Annotated in this window: 13 protein-coding genes and 1 tRNA gene; 5 read left to right on the forward strand and 9 right to left on the reverse strand. The window is 69.3% G+C overall.

Annotated features, from left to right (window positions below):
* Positions 1-134: 134 nt before the first annotated feature.
* The 3 genes from RBJ65_RS16955 to RBJ65_RS16965 all read left to right on the forward strand — a co-directional run bounded on the left by RBJ65_RS16955 (position 135) and on the right by RBJ65_RS16965 (position 4,522).
* Positions 135-211: transfer RNA gene (locus RBJ65_RS16955), tRNA-Lys, on the forward strand.
* Between the two features lie 418 nt (positions 212-629).
* On the forward strand, positions 630-2,588 hold the full coding sequence (locus RBJ65_RS16960; RefSeq protein WP_306320371.1) for a cellulose synthase catalytic subunit: 1,959 nt from the start codon (positions 630-632) through the stop codon (positions 2,586-2,588).
* A complete protein-coding gene (locus RBJ65_RS16965; protein ID WP_306320370.1) occupies positions 2,585-4,522 on the forward strand; it encodes a kelch motif-containing protein in 1,938 nt (645 codons plus the stop codon). The genes RBJ65_RS16960 and RBJ65_RS16965 overlap by 4 nt, the downstream gene beginning before the upstream one ends.
* Before the next feature lie 47 nt (positions 4,523-4,569).
* On the opposite strand, the gene RBJ65_RS16970 is transcribed toward RBJ65_RS16965, so the two are convergent.
* Complete coding sequence (locus RBJ65_RS16970) at positions 4,570-5,577, reverse strand: glycoside hydrolase family 6 protein (protein WP_306320369.1); 1,008 nt, start codon at positions 5,575-5,577, stop codon at positions 4,570-4,572.
* Between the two features lie 161 nt (positions 5,578-5,738).
* Here RBJ65_RS16970 and RBJ65_RS16975 point away from each other — a divergent pair, with 161 nt between their 5' ends.
* Positions 5,739-6,479 (forward strand): GAF and ANTAR domain-containing protein, encoded by a 741-nt coding sequence (locus tag RBJ65_RS16975; RefSeq protein ID WP_306320368.1) that lies wholly within the window; start codon positions 5,739-5,741, stop codon positions 6,477-6,479.
* 202 nt (positions 6,480-6,681) lie between these two features.
* Here RBJ65_RS16975 and RBJ65_RS16980 read toward each other — a convergent pair whose 3' ends face one another.
* Positions 6,682-7,362 (reverse strand): class F sortase, encoded by a 681-nt coding sequence (locus tag RBJ65_RS16980; protein WP_306320367.1) that lies wholly within the window; start codon positions 7,360-7,362, stop codon positions 6,682-6,684.
* Between the two features lie 7 nt (positions 7,363-7,369).
* Entirely contained in the window at positions 7,370-7,981 is a 612-nt protein-coding gene (locus RBJ65_RS16985) for a hypothetical protein (RefSeq protein ID WP_306332147.1), read from the reverse strand.
* Between the two features lie 181 nt (positions 7,982-8,162).
* Here RBJ65_RS16985 and RBJ65_RS16990 point away from each other — a divergent pair, with 181 nt between their 5' ends.
* The gene (locus RBJ65_RS16990) at positions 8,163-8,942 is read left to right on the forward strand and encodes an HAD-IIA family hydrolase (RefSeq protein WP_306322293.1); all 780 of its coding nucleotides are present in this window, start codon (positions 8,163-8,165) and stop codon (positions 8,940-8,942) included.
* 28 nt (positions 8,943-8,970) lie between these two features.
* On the opposite strand, the gene RBJ65_RS16995 is transcribed toward RBJ65_RS16990, so the two are convergent.
* The 6 genes from RBJ65_RS16995 to RBJ65_RS17020 form a co-directional block, all read right to left on the reverse strand.
* Positions 8,971-10,041, reverse strand: a complete 1,071-nt coding sequence (locus RBJ65_RS16995; RefSeq protein ID WP_306322294.1) for a 2-aminoethylphosphonate ABC transporter substrate-binding protein — start codon at positions 10,039-10,041, stop codon at positions 8,971-8,973.
* Between the two features lie 32 nt (positions 10,042-10,073).
* A complete protein-coding gene (locus RBJ65_RS17000; RefSeq protein WP_306322295.1) occupies positions 10,074-10,871 on the reverse strand; it encodes an ABC transporter permease in 798 nt (265 codons plus the stop codon).
* The gene (locus RBJ65_RS17005; protein ID WP_306322296.1) at positions 10,858-11,730 is read right to left on the reverse strand and encodes a 2-aminoethylphosphonate ABC transporter permease subunit; all 873 of its coding nucleotides are present in this window, start codon (positions 11,728-11,730) and stop codon (positions 10,858-10,860) included. The genes RBJ65_RS17000 and RBJ65_RS17005 overlap by 14 nt, the downstream gene beginning before the upstream one ends.
* Positions 11,723-12,835: an ABC transporter ATP-binding protein gene (locus RBJ65_RS17010; protein WP_306322402.1), complete on the reverse strand. Its 1,113-nt coding sequence runs from the start codon at positions 12,833-12,835 to the stop codon at positions 11,723-11,725. Before RBJ65_RS17010 ends, RBJ65_RS17005 begins: the two co-directional genes overlap by 8 nt.
* 156 nt (positions 12,836-12,991) lie before the next feature.
* Complete coding sequence (locus RBJ65_RS17015; protein ID WP_306322297.1) at positions 12,992-13,759, reverse strand: GntR family transcriptional regulator; 768 nt, start codon at positions 13,757-13,759, stop codon at positions 12,992-12,994.
* 83 nt (positions 13,760-13,842) lie between these two features.
* Entirely contained in the window at positions 13,843-14,553 is a 711-nt protein-coding gene (locus tag RBJ65_RS17020; RefSeq protein WP_306322298.1) for a hypothetical protein, read from the reverse strand.
* Between the last annotated feature and the right edge of the window lie 271 nt (positions 14,554-14,824).

Genomic DNA, 14,824 nt, shown 5'->3' on the forward strand with positions numbered 1-14,824 from the left:
GCGTCTCAACTGTCCCGACAAATCGCATGTTGACGGTCCGAATGATTGAAATCCTCAGAAATTACCCAAAACCTCGGCGCGTCGAGTGGTCAGGAGCACCCCAGAGGGTCGGGTAAAGTTATGCGGGTCGACAGGCGCCATTAGCTCAGTTGGTTAGAGCAGCGGACTCTTAATCCGCGTGTCCGGGGTTCGAGTCCCTGATGGCGCACCACCCCGAAGGCCCCCCGCTACTGCGGGGGGCCTTCGGCGTACCACGGCGACCCGCCACACCCGCCAGGCGTAAACGTCACGTTTCCCGGCGTATCGCCCTTGCGATCATGAACCGGGGCACAGCACTCTGTCATGGAGCCATTGGCTCCCAAGAGGCTTACGGTACAAGGCAGTTGAAATGGGCACCGTGACATGCCGGGCCCGATCCGGTTGCCGAGCGCGGGGAGAGGGGCCCCGCCCATGAACCGATGTCGAGGGGGGCATCATGCAACCGGAAGGCCGTCGTTCCAGTCCTATGTAAGTAGGTAAGGGTGGGACGGTGGCCCGCCAGCGATACGCCCGGGGGCACGGTCGAGGGGAACCCGTCCCCAGGGCGTCGGACCGACGACCACGCGGTGACGCGTGCGGGGGGATGACTCATGACGTCGACGCCGACGGGCGCGCGGCCAGAATTCGACCCGTCCGAGACGACCCAGCTGCGGGTGCCACCGCACCGCACGGGCAACGGTCTGAGGCGCATCAGAAAGTCACTGCCGCGCTACGACTACGAGCACTACAGCCGGCTCGCCGGGCCACTGACCCAGCCCGACCCCACCAAGCCGTACAAGGTGCGCTATCGCTCACTGCTCTCACAGGAGCCGCACCGGATCAGGGCCGCGCTCATGCTGGGCGCGGCCCCGCTGCTTTCCCTGGTGCTGCTGTTCTGGCTGATGCAGCCCGAGCACTGGACCGAACGGGACTACCCCGCCTACGAGTTCCTGCCCGCGCTCGACATCGTGATGCTCGTGTCCATCGGGCTCATCGAGTTCTTCCGCTGCATGAACGTGCTGTCCAACGCGCACGCGACGCTCGTCGCCCGCGACCCGGTCCCCGTAGTACCCGAGACCGGAACGCGCGTCGCGTTCCTCACCTCGTTCGTGCCGGGAAAAGAGCCGCTGGAGATGGTGACGAAGACCCTGGAGGCCGCAGTGAAGCTGCGCCACCGGGGTCTTCTGCATGTATGGCTGCTCGACGAGGGCGACGACCCGGCGGTCAAGGAGGTCTGCGCGCGCCTGGGCGTACATCACTTCTCCCGCAAGGGAGTTGAGAAGTGGAACCAGCCGAAGGGGCCGCACCGCGCCAAGACCAAGCACGGCAACTACAACGCCTGGCTGGACGCTCACGGTGACGCGTACGACTTCTTCGCCTCCGTCGACACCGACCACGTGCCGCTGCCCAACTACCTGGAGCGGATGCTCGGCTTCTTCCGCGACCCGAACGTCGGGTTCGTCATCGGCCCGCAGGTGTACGGCAATTACGACAACTTCATCACCAAGGCCGCCGAGTCCCAGCAGTTCCTCTTCCACGCGCTGATCCAGCGGGCGGGCAACCGGTACGGCTCACCGATGTTCGTCGGCACCTCGAATGCCGTACGCATCAGGGCGCTCAAGCAGATCGGCGGCCTGTACGACTCCATCACGGAGGACATGGCGACCGGCTTCGAGATCCACCGGCACCGCAACCCCGCCACCGGGAAGAAGTGGCGCTCCGTGTACACGCCGGACGTACTCGCGGTCGGTGAGGGGCCGAGCGCCTGGACGGACTTCTTCACCCAGCAGATGCGCTGGTCGCGCGGCACGTACGAGACGATCCTCAAGCAGTACTGGAAGGGCTTCTTCACGCTCCCGCCGAGCAAGCTCTTCAACTACACGATGATGATCATCTTCTACCCGATGGCGGCGATGAACTGGATTCTGGCGGCGCTGAGTTGTGCGCTGTTCCTGGGTCTCGGCGCCTCGGGTGTGAACATCGACCCGACGATCTGGCTGATGCTGTACGGCAACGCGTCGGCGCTGCAGATCGGGCTCTACGTGTGGAACCGCCGGCACAACGTGTCGCCGCACGAACCCGAGGGTTCCGGCGGCGTCGCCGGCATGGTGATGTCCGCGCTGTCCGCGCCGCTGTACGCGAAGGCGCTGATCGATTCGGTGCTGCGCCGGAAGTCGAAGTTCGTGGTGACACCGAAGGGCGACTCCGCGAGCCCCGACCGGTGGTTCGCGACCTTCCGCTACCACTGGTACTTCATCCTCATCTTCGCCGCGTCCATCGCCGCCGGCTTCCTCTACGGGCACTCCCACCCGGCGATGATCACCTGGGCCTCCTTCGCCCTGCTGATCACCGCCGCCCCGATGTTCGCGTGGCGCTACATGGTCCGCCAGGAGAAGAAGAAGCCGAAGCCGCCCGAGGCCCCGCAGCAGGATCGCCCCGAGCAGCAGGCACCGCCCCGGGCGCACAACGTGCCGCAGCAGCGGCCCAGTTGGGCCGCACAGCCGCGCACCGGGGTGGACGGGGACAACGAACAGACCATGCAGATTTCCCTGGGGGGACGTAACAAGTGAAAGACGGTTCGAGCCGCCGCCGTGCCCGGCGCATAGTCATCGGCACGGTGGTGGTCCTGGCGCTGGCCGGGATGAACGGGCCCTGGCTGTATCGCTTCGGATCGGCCAAGTACCACGAGTACAAGATCAACCGACCGGAGTACAAGGCCGAGAACGGGCACTGGGACGTCATCGAGTTCCCCAAGAACATGCGCCTCAACACGATCCACGCGGCGCTGCTGCACACCGGCAAGATTCTGCTCGTCGCCGGTTCCGGGAACAACCAGAAGAACTTCGACGCGAAGAAGTTCGACACCCGGCTCTACGACCCGGTGAAGAAGACCATCAAGAAGATTCCCACGCCGACCGACCTGTTCTGCACGGGACATACGCAGCTGGCGAACGGGAATCTGCTGATCGCGGGCGGCACCAAGCGCTACGAGAAGCTGAAGGGCGACGTCACCAAGGCCGGCGGCCTGATGATCGTGCACAACGAGGACCCGGACGAGCCCAAGACCATCAAGGCCGGCACCGTCTTCACGGGAAAGAAGAACGGCAAGTCGTTCGTCGCCAAGGACAACATCACGATCGAGCGCGCCAAGAAGGTCTTCGACAAGGCGACCGGGAAGTTCCTGCGCAATGACCCGGGCCTCGGCCGGGTGTACGTGGAGGCGCAGAAGTCCGGCGCCAAGTACGAGACCGGCACCCAGGACAACTACCGGGTGCAGGGCCTGACCGGCCAGGACGCCCGCAATATGTACGGCATCGCGCAGAAACTCGCCCTGGACAAGAAGGACTTCCAGGGAATCAGGGACTCCTACGAGTTCGATCCGGTCGCCGAGCGGTACATCAAGGTCGACCCGATGAACGAGGCGCGCTGGTACCCGACGCTGACCACGCTCTCCGACGGCAAGGTGCTCTCCGTGTCCGGGCTCGACGAGATCGGGCAGCTGGTGCCGGGCAAGAACGAGGTGTACGACCCGAAGACGAAGAAGTGGACGTACCTGAAGGACATCCGGCAGTTCCCGACGTATCCGGCGCTGTTCCAGATGGAGAACGGGAAGATCTTCTACTCGGGTGCGAACGCGGGATACGGGCCGGACAACGTCGGGCGCAAACCCGGGATTTGGGACCTGGCCAGTAATAAGTTCCAGCGGATTCCCGGGCTTTCGGATCCCGGCATGATGGAGACGGCGAACACCGTCGAGCTGCCGCCCGCGCAGGACCAGAAGTACATGGTGATCGGCGGTGGCGGGGTCGGCGAGTCCAAGCTGTCCAGCGAGAAGACCCGGCTCGTCGATCTGAAGGACCAGAACCCGAAGTTCGTGGACGGGCCGAAGATGGACAAGGGGACGCGGTATCCGCAGGCGTCGATCCTGCCAGACGACTCGGTGCTCGTTTCCGGTGGTTCGGAGGACTATCGGGGGCGCGGCGACTCGAACATCCTTGAGGCGCGGATCTACGACACGAAGCGGAACACGTTCAAGCGGGTCGCCGATCCGAACGTGGGGCGCAACTATCACTCCGGGTCGCTGCTGCTGCCCGACGGGCGGGTGCTGTTCTTCGGTTCGGACTCGCTGTACGCGGACAAGGCGAATACGAAGCCGGGGACGTTCGAGCAGCGGATCGAGATGTATACGCCGCCGTATCTGTACCGGGATTCGCGGCCGGCGCTCGAAGGGGGCGAGCGGACGATTCGGCGGGGTGGGTCGGCGACGTACAAGACGGATCATGTGTCGTCCATCAAGACGGCGCGGTTGATTCGGCCGAGTGCGTCCACGCATGTCACGGATGTCGATCAGACGTCGATCGCGCTTGAGTTGAAGAAGTCGGACGACTCGGTCACGGTGACGGTGCCGAGGAGTCGGTCGCTGGTGGAGTCGGGGTGGTACATGCTGTTCGTTACGGACGATGAGGGGACGCCGAGCAAGGCGGAGTGGGTGAAGGTGCCCTAGCGGGTGGCGGGGGACGAGGTCGCCCGGCGACGATCGCTTGATTGGGGTCAGTTGCCCGCTAGTTTCAGGGCGTAGTCGCCCCACCATTCGCCGGCCTTGGGGCCGCCCTTGCAGGTGCCGTCGGATTCGCCGGGGCGTTTGACCCAGAGGTAGGCCTTGACCTGGGGGTCGCCGGTTTTGGTGGTGGGGTTTTCGCCGAGGGCGCGGCCCGGGGGGTTGCACCAGCGTTCGTCGGCGGCGCCTGCCGTGTAGGGGCCGTTGCCGTTGCGGCTCGTGTCGACGACGAAGGGTTTGTTGCCGATCTTCGCCGAGAGTTCCTTGCCGTATCGGACGGACTCGTCGGTGGTGTAGAAGTTCGATACGTTCACCGCGAAGCCGTCGGCCTGGTCGACGCCCGAGCGCTGGAGCGGTTCGAAGATCTGGTCCGGCTTGCCCCAGCCCGCGTTGCCCGCGTCCAGGTAGACCTTCGTGTCCTTGAGGGACTTGAGCTTCTCGACGGCGCCCTTGAGCAGGTCGTAGCGCTCCTCGTGGAACTGCTGCGGCGTGCAGTTGTCCACCATGTGCTGCACCGCGTCGGGCTCCAGGATCACCGTCGCGGGGCGGTCCCCGATGCCCGCGGCGACCTGGTCGATGAACGCCCGGTACGCGTTGCCGTCGGCCGCGCCGCCGCCCGAGTACTGGCCGCAGTCGCGGTGCGGGATGTTGTAGACGACGAGCAGCGCGTCCCGGTCCGCCTTCTGGGCCGCCTCCGTGAAGCCGCGCGCCTGGTCCGTGGCGTTCTCCGGCAGGAGCCATTCGCCGCTGGGCTGCTCGGCGATCCTGCGGACCTTGGCGGCCTCCGCTTCCTTGCCGTCCTTCGCGAGCGCCGCGGCGGCCTTGGCGGCCTTGCTGTCGGGGTTGACCCAGAACGGGTCGGCGCCCTTGGGCTGTTGGGCCACGGGGGACTCAGCGTTGTCGCCCTCCTTGTCCCCTCCTCCGGAGGAGCAGGACGTACACGCCGCCACGAGCAGCGCCGCCCCCACGACGACCGCTCCAGCCCTCGGTTTCCGGTACATCCACTCCCCCTTGGGTGCACTGTCTGGCCCTCAATCGTGGCATACGTCCCCGCCGCGCCACGAGCGCGTACGCCGCTTGTCAAGGACCTGTTACAGCGCCCGCGGCTCGGGTAGGCGGCGGCAAGGAGGACTCTGTTGCGCGGGGTGAAGGGTGGCGCGAATTGACTCACGAGACCCGTGAACTGCGCCTGGCCGCAGCCCTGTTGGAGTACGCCGAGATCTTCCGCGACACCTTCGACCCGCTGAGCTGCCTGCGCCGCCTCACCGACCACTGCGTGGAGCTGCTCGGCGCCCTGGGCGCGGGCGTGCTGCTGGCCCGGCCCTACTGTCCCGCGCCCGCCACCCATCGCGGCCAAAGACCCGATGTCGTACGGGAGTTGCTGGCCTCCGACGGGCCCGCGAGTCCGGCTCATGACACGCTGCGGACCGGTCGTGCGGTGGCGCCCGTCGATCTGGGATCGGTGGCGGCCGCCACCCGCTGGCCCGAGTTCACGGCGATCGCCCGCCGCCGCGGCATCACCTCCGCGTACGCCGTTCCGCTGCGCCGGGCCGAGGACTTCGACGGCGCGCTCACCGTCTTCTTGACTCACCATCCGCCGCGTACCGATGAGTTGGCAATTACCCAGGCGCTCGCCGACGCGGCGGCCATCGGGCTGCACAATCGCCGTGTCCACAGTCAATACCGGGAGCTGACCGGGCAGTTGAGGGCGGCGTTGAGCAGCCGGGTGCTGATCGAGCAGGCGAAGGGCATGCTCGCCGAGCGGTGGGAGACCGTGCCGGACACCGCGTTCGGTGCGCTGCGGAGCTACGCGCGCGCGAACCAACTGCCGCTCGACCAGGTCGCGTCCGAGGTGATCCGCCGCACGCTGCCCGACGAGCGGGTCAGGCCCGGTTCCTCGTGAGCCCTGGGCTGAATCGCCCAGCCGTTCTAGAGTCATAGGGAGTGGCCCAAGACCCTGGCACGCTCGTCTGATGGACCATCACGCCTCCCGTGCCGAGGCCGGGCACTCCCGCAGCCCGTCTCCCGCACGGTCGAGGGCCAGTCCGGCCGGCGGCTCCGGGGGGATCGGGCTGCCGGCCGGGCCAGGTGTCCGGGACGGACCCTCAACTCGCCTGCCGCGCCGCCTTGTCGGGCGCCGTTACGTCGGTGAGGTACGCGGAGACGACCACGTTCGCGGTGTAGCTGCGCGAGGCCTTGTCGAAGCTGCCGCCGCAGGTGATCAGGCGGAGTTCGGCGCGGTCGGAGCGGTGCGGTCCGTACGCCTTGGCCGGGTCGAAGTTCTCGCGTCCGAGCACCCGGACGTCGTCGACGGTGAACGCGGCGACGGAGCCGTCGTCCCTGGTCACGCGCACGGTGTCGCCGGGCTTCGCCTCGCTGAGTCGGTAGAAGACGGCGGTCCGGGTCTCGGTGTCGACGTGCCCGACGAACAGGGCGGTGCCGCGCTCCCCCGGCCGTGCCCCGTCGCCGTACCAGCCGACGGCCCCGGCCCGCGCGTACGGCGGCGGGTCGACGGCGCCGCCCGCGTCCAGGCCGCGGGGCACGACGGGCGCCCGTACCTTCAGCGCGGCGATGTCGACGCGCTGCGGTGCGCCGCCCGCGACGGGCTCGTGGGCGGGCGGCAGGTCGACGTCGGAGGGGCGGCCGACGGCGGCCGCGTCCCCGGTGGTCGGCGAGGAGAGGCCGAGGTCGGTGGCGCCGCGGCCCCACAGCCACAGGCCGAGCAGCAGCACCGCCCAGGCGACGCCCGTGAGGAGCCGTCCGGCGCCCTGCAACCGGTCGTTCATGGCGGGCTCAGCGCCTCGTCTGCGTATCGGCCGACCTGCGGCGGCGCACGCTGCGTACGGCCACGGCGACGGCGGCGACCGCGGCGAGGCCGAGGCCGATGAGGGCGTGCCGGGTGCCGGGGCCCTCGCTGGGGGCGGCGGCCGGGGCCTGGTGGGCGGCGAGGGCCTGCCGCTCGTGGGCGGTGCCGCCGCCGCCCGCGTGCACGGGGGCGGTCGGGGACGGGGTGGGTGAGGCGGAGGCGGCGGCGCCGTCGAGGACGCGGAGGGTGCCCTTGACCTTGGCCTCGACTCCGTCGCAGGTCACCGAGACCGGGTAGGCGCCGGGCGTGGTGGAGGAGGTGACGCGGGCCTCCGCGAAGAGGGTGGGCTCGTCGGCGGAGGGCGCGAGTTCGGCGGGGGCCACGAAGGCGGTGGAGCGGGCGCTGCCCGTGGCGCCCTCGCAGCCGGACACCCTCAGGTCGACCTCGGTGCCCGCGGGGGCGGCGGCCGGGGTGACCGTGACGGACCCTCCGGAGGAACCCCCTGGGCCTGCCGTGTCCGCCGCGTCCGCGGCGCCGACCGGTGCGGCCGCCAGGACGACGACCCCCGTGACACTGACAGCGAGCACACCTGCACGCATCGTGAACCTCCTCTTAGGCAGGGTCACGCTTCGGGTCGCGTTCCGCATCCTGAGAGCCAGCCGCCTCAGGGGTCCCGTGCGTGCATACGATGGCGGTCAGTCGATCGAGAGCCGTATCGAGCGCCGTATCGAGTGCGTATCGAGATCGAGTGCCGTATCGAGTGCCGAGGAGTCCGCACACATGGCAGAGCCCAAGCCCATCGAATCGTGGCTGACCGACATGGACGGGGTCCTCATGCACGAGGGGGTGCCGATCCCGGGGGCGGACGCCTTCATCAAGAAGCTGCGGGACTCCGGCAAGCCGTTCCTCGTCCTCACGAACAACTCGATGTACACGGCCCGTGACCTGCACGCCCGCCTCAACCGGATCGGCCTGGAAGTCCCCGTCGAGAACATCTGGACCTCCGCCCTCGCCACGGCCAGGTTCGTCGACAGCCAGCGGCCGAACGGCACGGCGTACGTGATCGGCGAAGCGGGTCTGACGACGGCGCTGCACGAGGAGGGCTACATCCTCAGCGACTCCGACCCGGACTTCGTGATCCTCGGCGAGACCCGTACGTACTCCTTCGAGTCGCTCACCAAGGCGATCCGGCTGATCAACGGCGGGGCCCGGTTCATCGCCACCAACCCCGACAACACCGGCCCCTCCACGGAGGGCGTGCTGCCCGCGACGGGCTCGGTGGCGGCGCTGATCACGAAGGCGACCGGCAAGGACCCGTACTTCGTGGGCAAGCCCAATCCGCTGATGATGCGGACCGGGCTCAACGCCATCGGGGCGCACTCCGAGTCCAGCGCCATGATCGGCGACCGGATGGACACGGACGTGCTCGCGGGCCTGGAGGCCGGGATGACCACGTATCTCGTGCTGACCGGGCTCACCGCGCAGTCGGACATCGACCGTTTCCCGTTCCGGCCGACCAAGGTGGTCGACTCGATCGCGGACCTCGTCGACCTGGTCTGAACAACGTACGGCGGCGACCGGGGAGGGCTCAGCTGCCGGTCGCCGACTTCCAGTCGTCCACGTACGTCTGGAGGTTCTTCGCGACGTCGTTCCAGTCCGGCTCGAAGATCTGCACACCGTCCATGATCTTGGCGAGTGCGACGGCGTCGTCGTCGGTGGCCTGCACGTCGGCGCGCGGCGAGAAGCCGCCGCCGACGGAGCTGACCTCGCGCTGCTGCTTCGCGTCGAGCATGAAGTCGAGGAGCTTCTTGCCGTTGGCGGTGTGCGGGGCGTTCTTCACGAGGCCGCCCGCGTACGGCAGGGCGAAGGAGCTCGGCTTCCCCGATCCTCCGGAGCCCTTCTTCGGGAACCAGATGCCGAGGTTGGGCATGTCCTTGGACTGGGCGTAGTTCATCTGTACGTCGCCGTTGGCGGCGAGGAGTTCGCCCTTGTCGACCTTCGGGGAGAGCTTGCCGGTGGAGGCGGACGGGCCGACGTTGTTGGCCTGGAGCTTCTTCAGGTAGGCCATCGCCTGCTCCTTGCCGCCGAAGTCGTGCATGGCCTTGACCAGCAGGGCGGTGCCGTCGCCCGCGACACCGGGCGTGGAGTACTGGAGCTTGTTCTTGAACTTGGCGTCGAGGAGCTGCTCCCAGGTGGTGGGCGCGGTCTTCAGCTCCTTCTTGTTGTAGACGAAGCCGAAGTAGTTGTTCACGAGGGACGTCCAGGTGCCCTTCGCGGACTTGTCGGCGCCGTCGACCTGGTCCGAGCCCTTGGGCGTGTACTTCGTCAACAGGCCCTTGTCGTCGGCCTGTTGGATGAACGGGGGCAGGGTCACCAGGACGTCGGCCTGGGTGTTGACCTTCTCGCGGACGGCGCGCTGCACCATCTCGCCGGAGCCGCCCTCCACGTACTTGACCTTGATGCCGGTCTTCTTGGTGAAGTCCTTGAAGACCTTGTCGTACCAGCCGTCGCCGTTCTCGCCCTTGAGGCCGTCGGCGCTGTAGACGGTGACGACCTTGTCGTCGGAGGCGGCGGAGCTGCCGCCGCAGCCGGTGAGGGTCGCGGCGAGGGCGAGGCTGCCGGTGACGGCGGCGACGGTGGTGAGCGTGTTCTTGCGCATGGCGTGGTGAACTCCCGTAGTACGTGAATGAGTTAGCGGTACGAGGCCTTGGTGCGCAGCCGCGAGACGGCCAGCAGGACGAGCAGCGTGGCGGCCATCAGGACCACCGCGATCGCGGAGCCGGTGAACAGGGAGCCGCGGTCGGTGGTCGCGTAGATCTGCACCGGGAGCGGCATCCAGTCCGGCGGGTAGAGCATCATCGTGGCGCTCAACTCGCCCATGGACAGGGCGAAGCAGAGGCCCGCGGCGGCGTTCAGGGAGGGCAGGAGCAGCGGCAGCTTCACCTTCCACAGGACGTACGCGGGCCGGGCGCCGAGGGAGGCCGCGGCCTGTTCGTACGCCGGGTCGAGGCGCTGGAGGGCGGCCGATACGGACTGGTAGGCGAAGGCGGTGACCAGGATCGTGTGGGCGATGATCACGATCCAGCGGGTGCCGTTGAGCAGCATCGGCGGCCGGCTGAACGCGACGAGGACGGCGAGGCCGACGACCACGGACGGCACGGCGACCGGCAGCATGAACAGGGCGTCCATGACCCGGCGCCCGCGCTTCCTCAGCGCGGCGGCCGCGAGCGCGGCCCACCCTCCGGCGACCAGCGCGAGCACGCTCGCGGTGACGGCGGTGACCAGGCTCGTGGTCAGGGCGGTGAGGGAGTCGCCGCTGGTGGCGGCCTTGTAGTGGCCGCCGGTGAAGGCGGCGGGGAGGGCGCCCGACCAGTTCGTGGCGAAGGACGCCGCGAGCACGACGAGGAGGGGCAGGGCGAAGAGGGGCAGGAAGAGGACGAAGAAGAGCCCCCAGGTGGCCCACCTGCCGGCCTTGCTATGGACCAACACGACGGCTCACCACCCGGTACAGGCCGTAAAGGCCCACGGACACAAGGACGTTGACGACGGCGACGACGCAGGCGCCCGGGTAGTCGGACTCCAGGATCGCCTTGCTGTAGACGAGGGTCGGCAGCGTGGTGACGCCCTTGGCGCCGGTGAACAGGACGATGCCGAACTCGTTGAGGCACAGGACGAGGACGAGGCTGCCGCCGGCGGCGAGCGCGGGCAGCGCCTCCGGCAGGATCACCTGCCGCACGATCCGGGCGGGCCGCGCCCCGAGCGAGGCCGCGACCTCCAGCTGCCCCGTGTCGACCTGCGAGAACGCGGCGAGCAGCGGGCGCATCACGAACGGCGTGAAGTACGTGATCTCGGCGAGCAGCACGCCCCACGGCGTGGCCAGGAACTGGAAGGGCCCGGTGGCGGAGCCGGTGACGTCCGTCCACAGCCCGTTGGCCATGCCCACCTGCCCGTACACGAACAGCAGGGCGAGCGTGATCAGGAAGGACGGGAAGGACAGGAAGACATCGATGAACCGGGCGACGCCCTTCGCGCCGGGGAACGGCACGAACGCCACGATCAGCGCGAGCACGAACCCCAGGACGAGACACCCCACCGTCGACCCGACGGCGAGCCACACCGTCGTGCCGAGCGCCTCACGGAACGCGGAGGACGCGAAGACATCGGCGTACGGCTTGAGGGAGGTGCCGCCGGTGTCGGGGGTGAGCGACTGCTGGACGACGAGGTAGAGCGGGTAGAGGAAGACGACGGCGAGGGCGGCGACGGGCGGCAGGGCCCAGATCCAACCGCTGTTGGCCGTACGGGACTTGACGGCGCTCCGGCGGGGTGCGGAAAGGGCGGCGCTAGCCATTGTCCTCACCCACCCCCGCGGAGAGCAGCACCGCGTCCTCCGGCGCGAAGTGGACCGTGACCCGCTCCCCCAGCGCCGGCGGCTCGCGCAGTTCGCGCACGTCGGCCTTGACGCGGTGGCCGTCGACATCGACGTAGAGGCGGTGGGTGGAGCCGCGCCACTGGACCTCGCGGACCTCTCCGGTCAGGGAGTTGGGGCCTTCGCCGAGGCCGACGAGGTGCGGGCGGACGCAGAGGGTGGCGGTGGAACCGGCCGCCGCGTCGCGCCGCTCCGGGACCCTCAGTTCGGTGGAGCCGAAGGAGACGGTGTCCTTGTCCCGCGAACCCACCTGTACGGGAAGGAGGTTGGCGTTGCCGACGAAGGAGGCGGTGAACTCGGTGCGGGGCCTGCGGTACAGGTCCTGCGGAGTGCCGACGTCCTGGAGGCGGGCCTGGTCCATGACGGCTATTCGGTCGGCGAGGGTGAGCGCCTCGACCTGGTCGTGGGTGACGTACAGGATCGAGACGTCGGGCAACTCGCGGTGCAGGCGCGCCAGTTCGGCGAGCATGCCGGAGCGCAGCGTCGCGTCGAGCGCGGACAGCGGCTCGTCGAGCAGCAGCACGCCGGGGCGGACGGCGAGGGCGCGGGCGATGGCGACGCGCTGCTGCTGGCCGCCGGAGAGCTCGCGAGGATAGCGCTTGGCGTAGGCGGCCATGCCGGTCAGTTCGAGGGCCTCGGCGACGCGGGTGGGGATCTCGGTGCGCGGCACCTTCTGCGCGCGCATCCCGAAGGCGACGTTGTCCTCGACGCGCAGGTGCGGGAAGAGCGCGTAACTCTGCACGACCATGCCGATGCCGCGCCGGTGCGGCGGCAGGTCGGTGACGTCGCGCTCGCCGAGGAACACCCGCCCCGAGGTGGGTCGCACGAACCCGGCGACGGCGCGCAGCGCGGTGGTCTTCCCGGATCCGGAGGGCCCGAGCAGGGCCATCACCTCGCCGGGCTCGACGGTCAGGTCGAGGGAGTCGAGGGCGAGGGTGCCGGTGGTGTTGTTGCCGGTCTTGCTGGTGCTGCCGCCGTACGTGACCGAGACCCGGTCGAACCGGATGCCGCTCAGCTTCTGGTCGATGTCTCTCACGGCGGCAACACTCCTGGCGCCGGGTGTCCCTCGCGAAGCGGCCCGGCAACGGGACGGTGAACGGGCACCCAAGCTTGGCCCAGACCCGTTACCTTTCTGTTATGCGGGTGAAGCCGGGTTGCTCAACTCCTGGTGGGCGCTGGGGTGTTACCAGCCCTCCGCGCCCAAACGCGCGGTGAACGAGAACCGGTCCCCCCGGTAAAGCGTCCGGACGCGCTCCAGGGCGCGGCGCCCGGTGTCGTACGAGATCCGGTGGATGAGCAGCATCGGCAGCGCGGGCGGCGTGCCGATCAGCAGGGCCTCGCGCGGGGTCGCGAGCACCGTCTCGATGCGCTCGTCGGCCGAGCCGAACTCGATGTCGAGGCGGTCGTGGACGTAGGCGTAGAACGAGGAGTCGGGGTCGAACTCGGCGTCGAGGCGCGGCATCCGGGCCACGGGAACGTACGTCGATTCGAGGCCGACGCGTTCGTCGTCGGCGAGCAGTACGCGCTCCATGTGCCAGACGGGTTCGCCGCGTTCGAGGCCGATCTCGGCGGCGAGGGCGGGCGGGCACGGGAAGCGTTCGAGGCCGATGAGGGTGCGTCCCGGGCGGCGGCCCTGGCGGCGGACGCCCTCCGTGTACGAGGCGAGGGAGAGCGGCTGGGCGAGTTTCGGTCCCGCGACGACGGTGCCGCGGCCCTGGCGTCGCAGCCGGCCTTCGAGCAGCAGCTCGCGCAGGGCCTGGCGGACGGTTTCGCGGGCGACTTCGTAGCGGAGGGCGAGTTCGCGTTCGGTGGGGAGAGGGTCTCCCTCGGTCAACTCCCGTAGGAGTGCGGCGATTTGGGCTTTCGCGGCGTAGTACTTCGGGATGCGCCCGTGCTCGGGGATGCCGTCGCGCACGGGGGCGCCGGGCGCCTGGTCGTTCGGGTAGTCCACCCGGGGATGTTCGCAGATGGGGGTGAACGTGGGGGTGGAGGCGGGGTTGAGGCGGGGGTTGAGGCAGGGGTGGAGGCCCGGGTTCAGCGTCCTGCGGTGCGGAGGCGGCGGGCTCCGACGACGAGCGTCGCGCCGGCGAGGAGGAGGGCGCCCGCCGTGATGCCCAGGGGCAGCAGGGCGCGGGGGCCCGTCCGGGCGAGTTCGTCGGCGAGGGTCGGGCCCGTGGGCTCCTCGATGGTGAACGGGTAGCCGTTCGACTCGCCGACCCAGTCGCCGTCGTCGTCCCTGCGGCGGACCAGCGCGGCGCTGGCGGTGACGCGGTCGGGGCGGGTGCCGTCGGTGAACGCGAGGCGTACGTCGACGGTGACGGTGTCGCCCGCGCCGACCGAGAAGCCGGGGAATTCGCCGAACACGCCGATGTTCTCGCGGGCCTCGGTGCGCTCGAAGTCGACGGGGCGCCAGCGGGTGCCGTCGCGGAACTCCAGCTTGATGCGCTTCGGCGTCAGGCGCTTGGTCCGGTCGACGAGTACGAGGACCGGGTGGAGGTCGGCGCAACGGGTGGCGGTGGTGTTGGTGAGGTCGAGGGAGAAGCGGTGGGGGGCGGCGCCGGGGTGGTAGGTGGCGGGGCCCTCGTCGATACGGGTGTCGATGGGGAAGTCGCCGTGGGTGGCGGCGGAGCAGGCGCGGGTGCCGGTGTCTGCGACGGCTGGCGTGGGGGGTGTTGGCGCGAGGGTGAAGGCGGCGGTGGCGGCGGTGGCGGTGACGCCGAGGGTGAGTGGGCGGCGCAGTCGCATGGCGGGCCTTTACGGGTCGCGGAACGAATAGCCTCTCCGGCGGGGGTGGGGTGGGTTGTTGCGGCGCGCCGCGGTGTCCTCCGGTTTCCCTCGGTCGGCGCAACCGGTGCCGTGGTTGCGGCCTCGGGGCTCCGCCCCGGCCCCCGCGCCTCAAGCGCCGGCGGGGCTTGGATGTGGTCGTTCGCCGCCGAGGCCGGAGAAGATCGGGGCGCTGCCCCGGACCCCGCGCCTCAAACGCCGGCGGGGCTTGGATGTGGTCGTTCGCCGCCGA

This window comes from Streptomyces sp. KL109B, assembly GCF_030766935.1.
GTDB lineage: Bacteria > Actinomycetota > Actinomycetes > Streptomycetales > Streptomycetaceae > Streptomyces.

What these genes read in the sequence shown, in the direction of transcription:
- RBJ65_RS16980 (WP_306320367.1), bottom strand. Translation starts at nt 7,362, where the DNA reads ATGAACGACCGGTTGCAGGGCGCCGGACGGCTCCTCACGGGCGTCGCC.
- RBJ65_RS17020 (WP_306322298.1), bottom strand. Translation starts at nt 14,553, where the DNA reads ATGCGACTGCGCCGCCCACTCACCCTCGGCGTCACCGCCACCGCCGCC.
- RBJ65_RS16990 (WP_306322293.1), top strand. Translation starts at nt 8,163, where the DNA reads ATGGCAGAGCCCAAGCCCATCGAATCGTGGCTGACCGACATGGACGGG.
- RBJ65_RS16985 (WP_306332147.1), bottom strand. Translation starts at nt 7,981, where the DNA reads ATGCGTGCAGGTGTGCTCGCTGTCAGTGTCACGGGGGTCGTCGTCCTG.
- RBJ65_RS16970 (WP_306320369.1), bottom strand. Translation starts at nt 5,577, where the DNA reads ATGTACCGGAAACCGAGGGCTGGAGCGGTCGTCGTGGGGGCGGCGCTG.
- RBJ65_RS16995 (WP_306322294.1), bottom strand. Translation starts at nt 10,041, where the DNA reads ATGCGCAAGAACACGCTCACCACCGTCGCCGCCGTCACCGGCAGCCTC.
- RBJ65_RS17005 (WP_306322296.1), bottom strand. Translation starts at nt 11,730, where the DNA reads ATGGCTAGCGCCGCCCTTTCCGCACCCCGCCGGAGCGCCGTCAAGTCC.
- RBJ65_RS16960 (WP_306320371.1), top strand. Translation starts at nt 630, where the DNA reads ATGACGTCGACGCCGACGGGCGCGCGGCCAGAATTCGACCCGTCCGAG.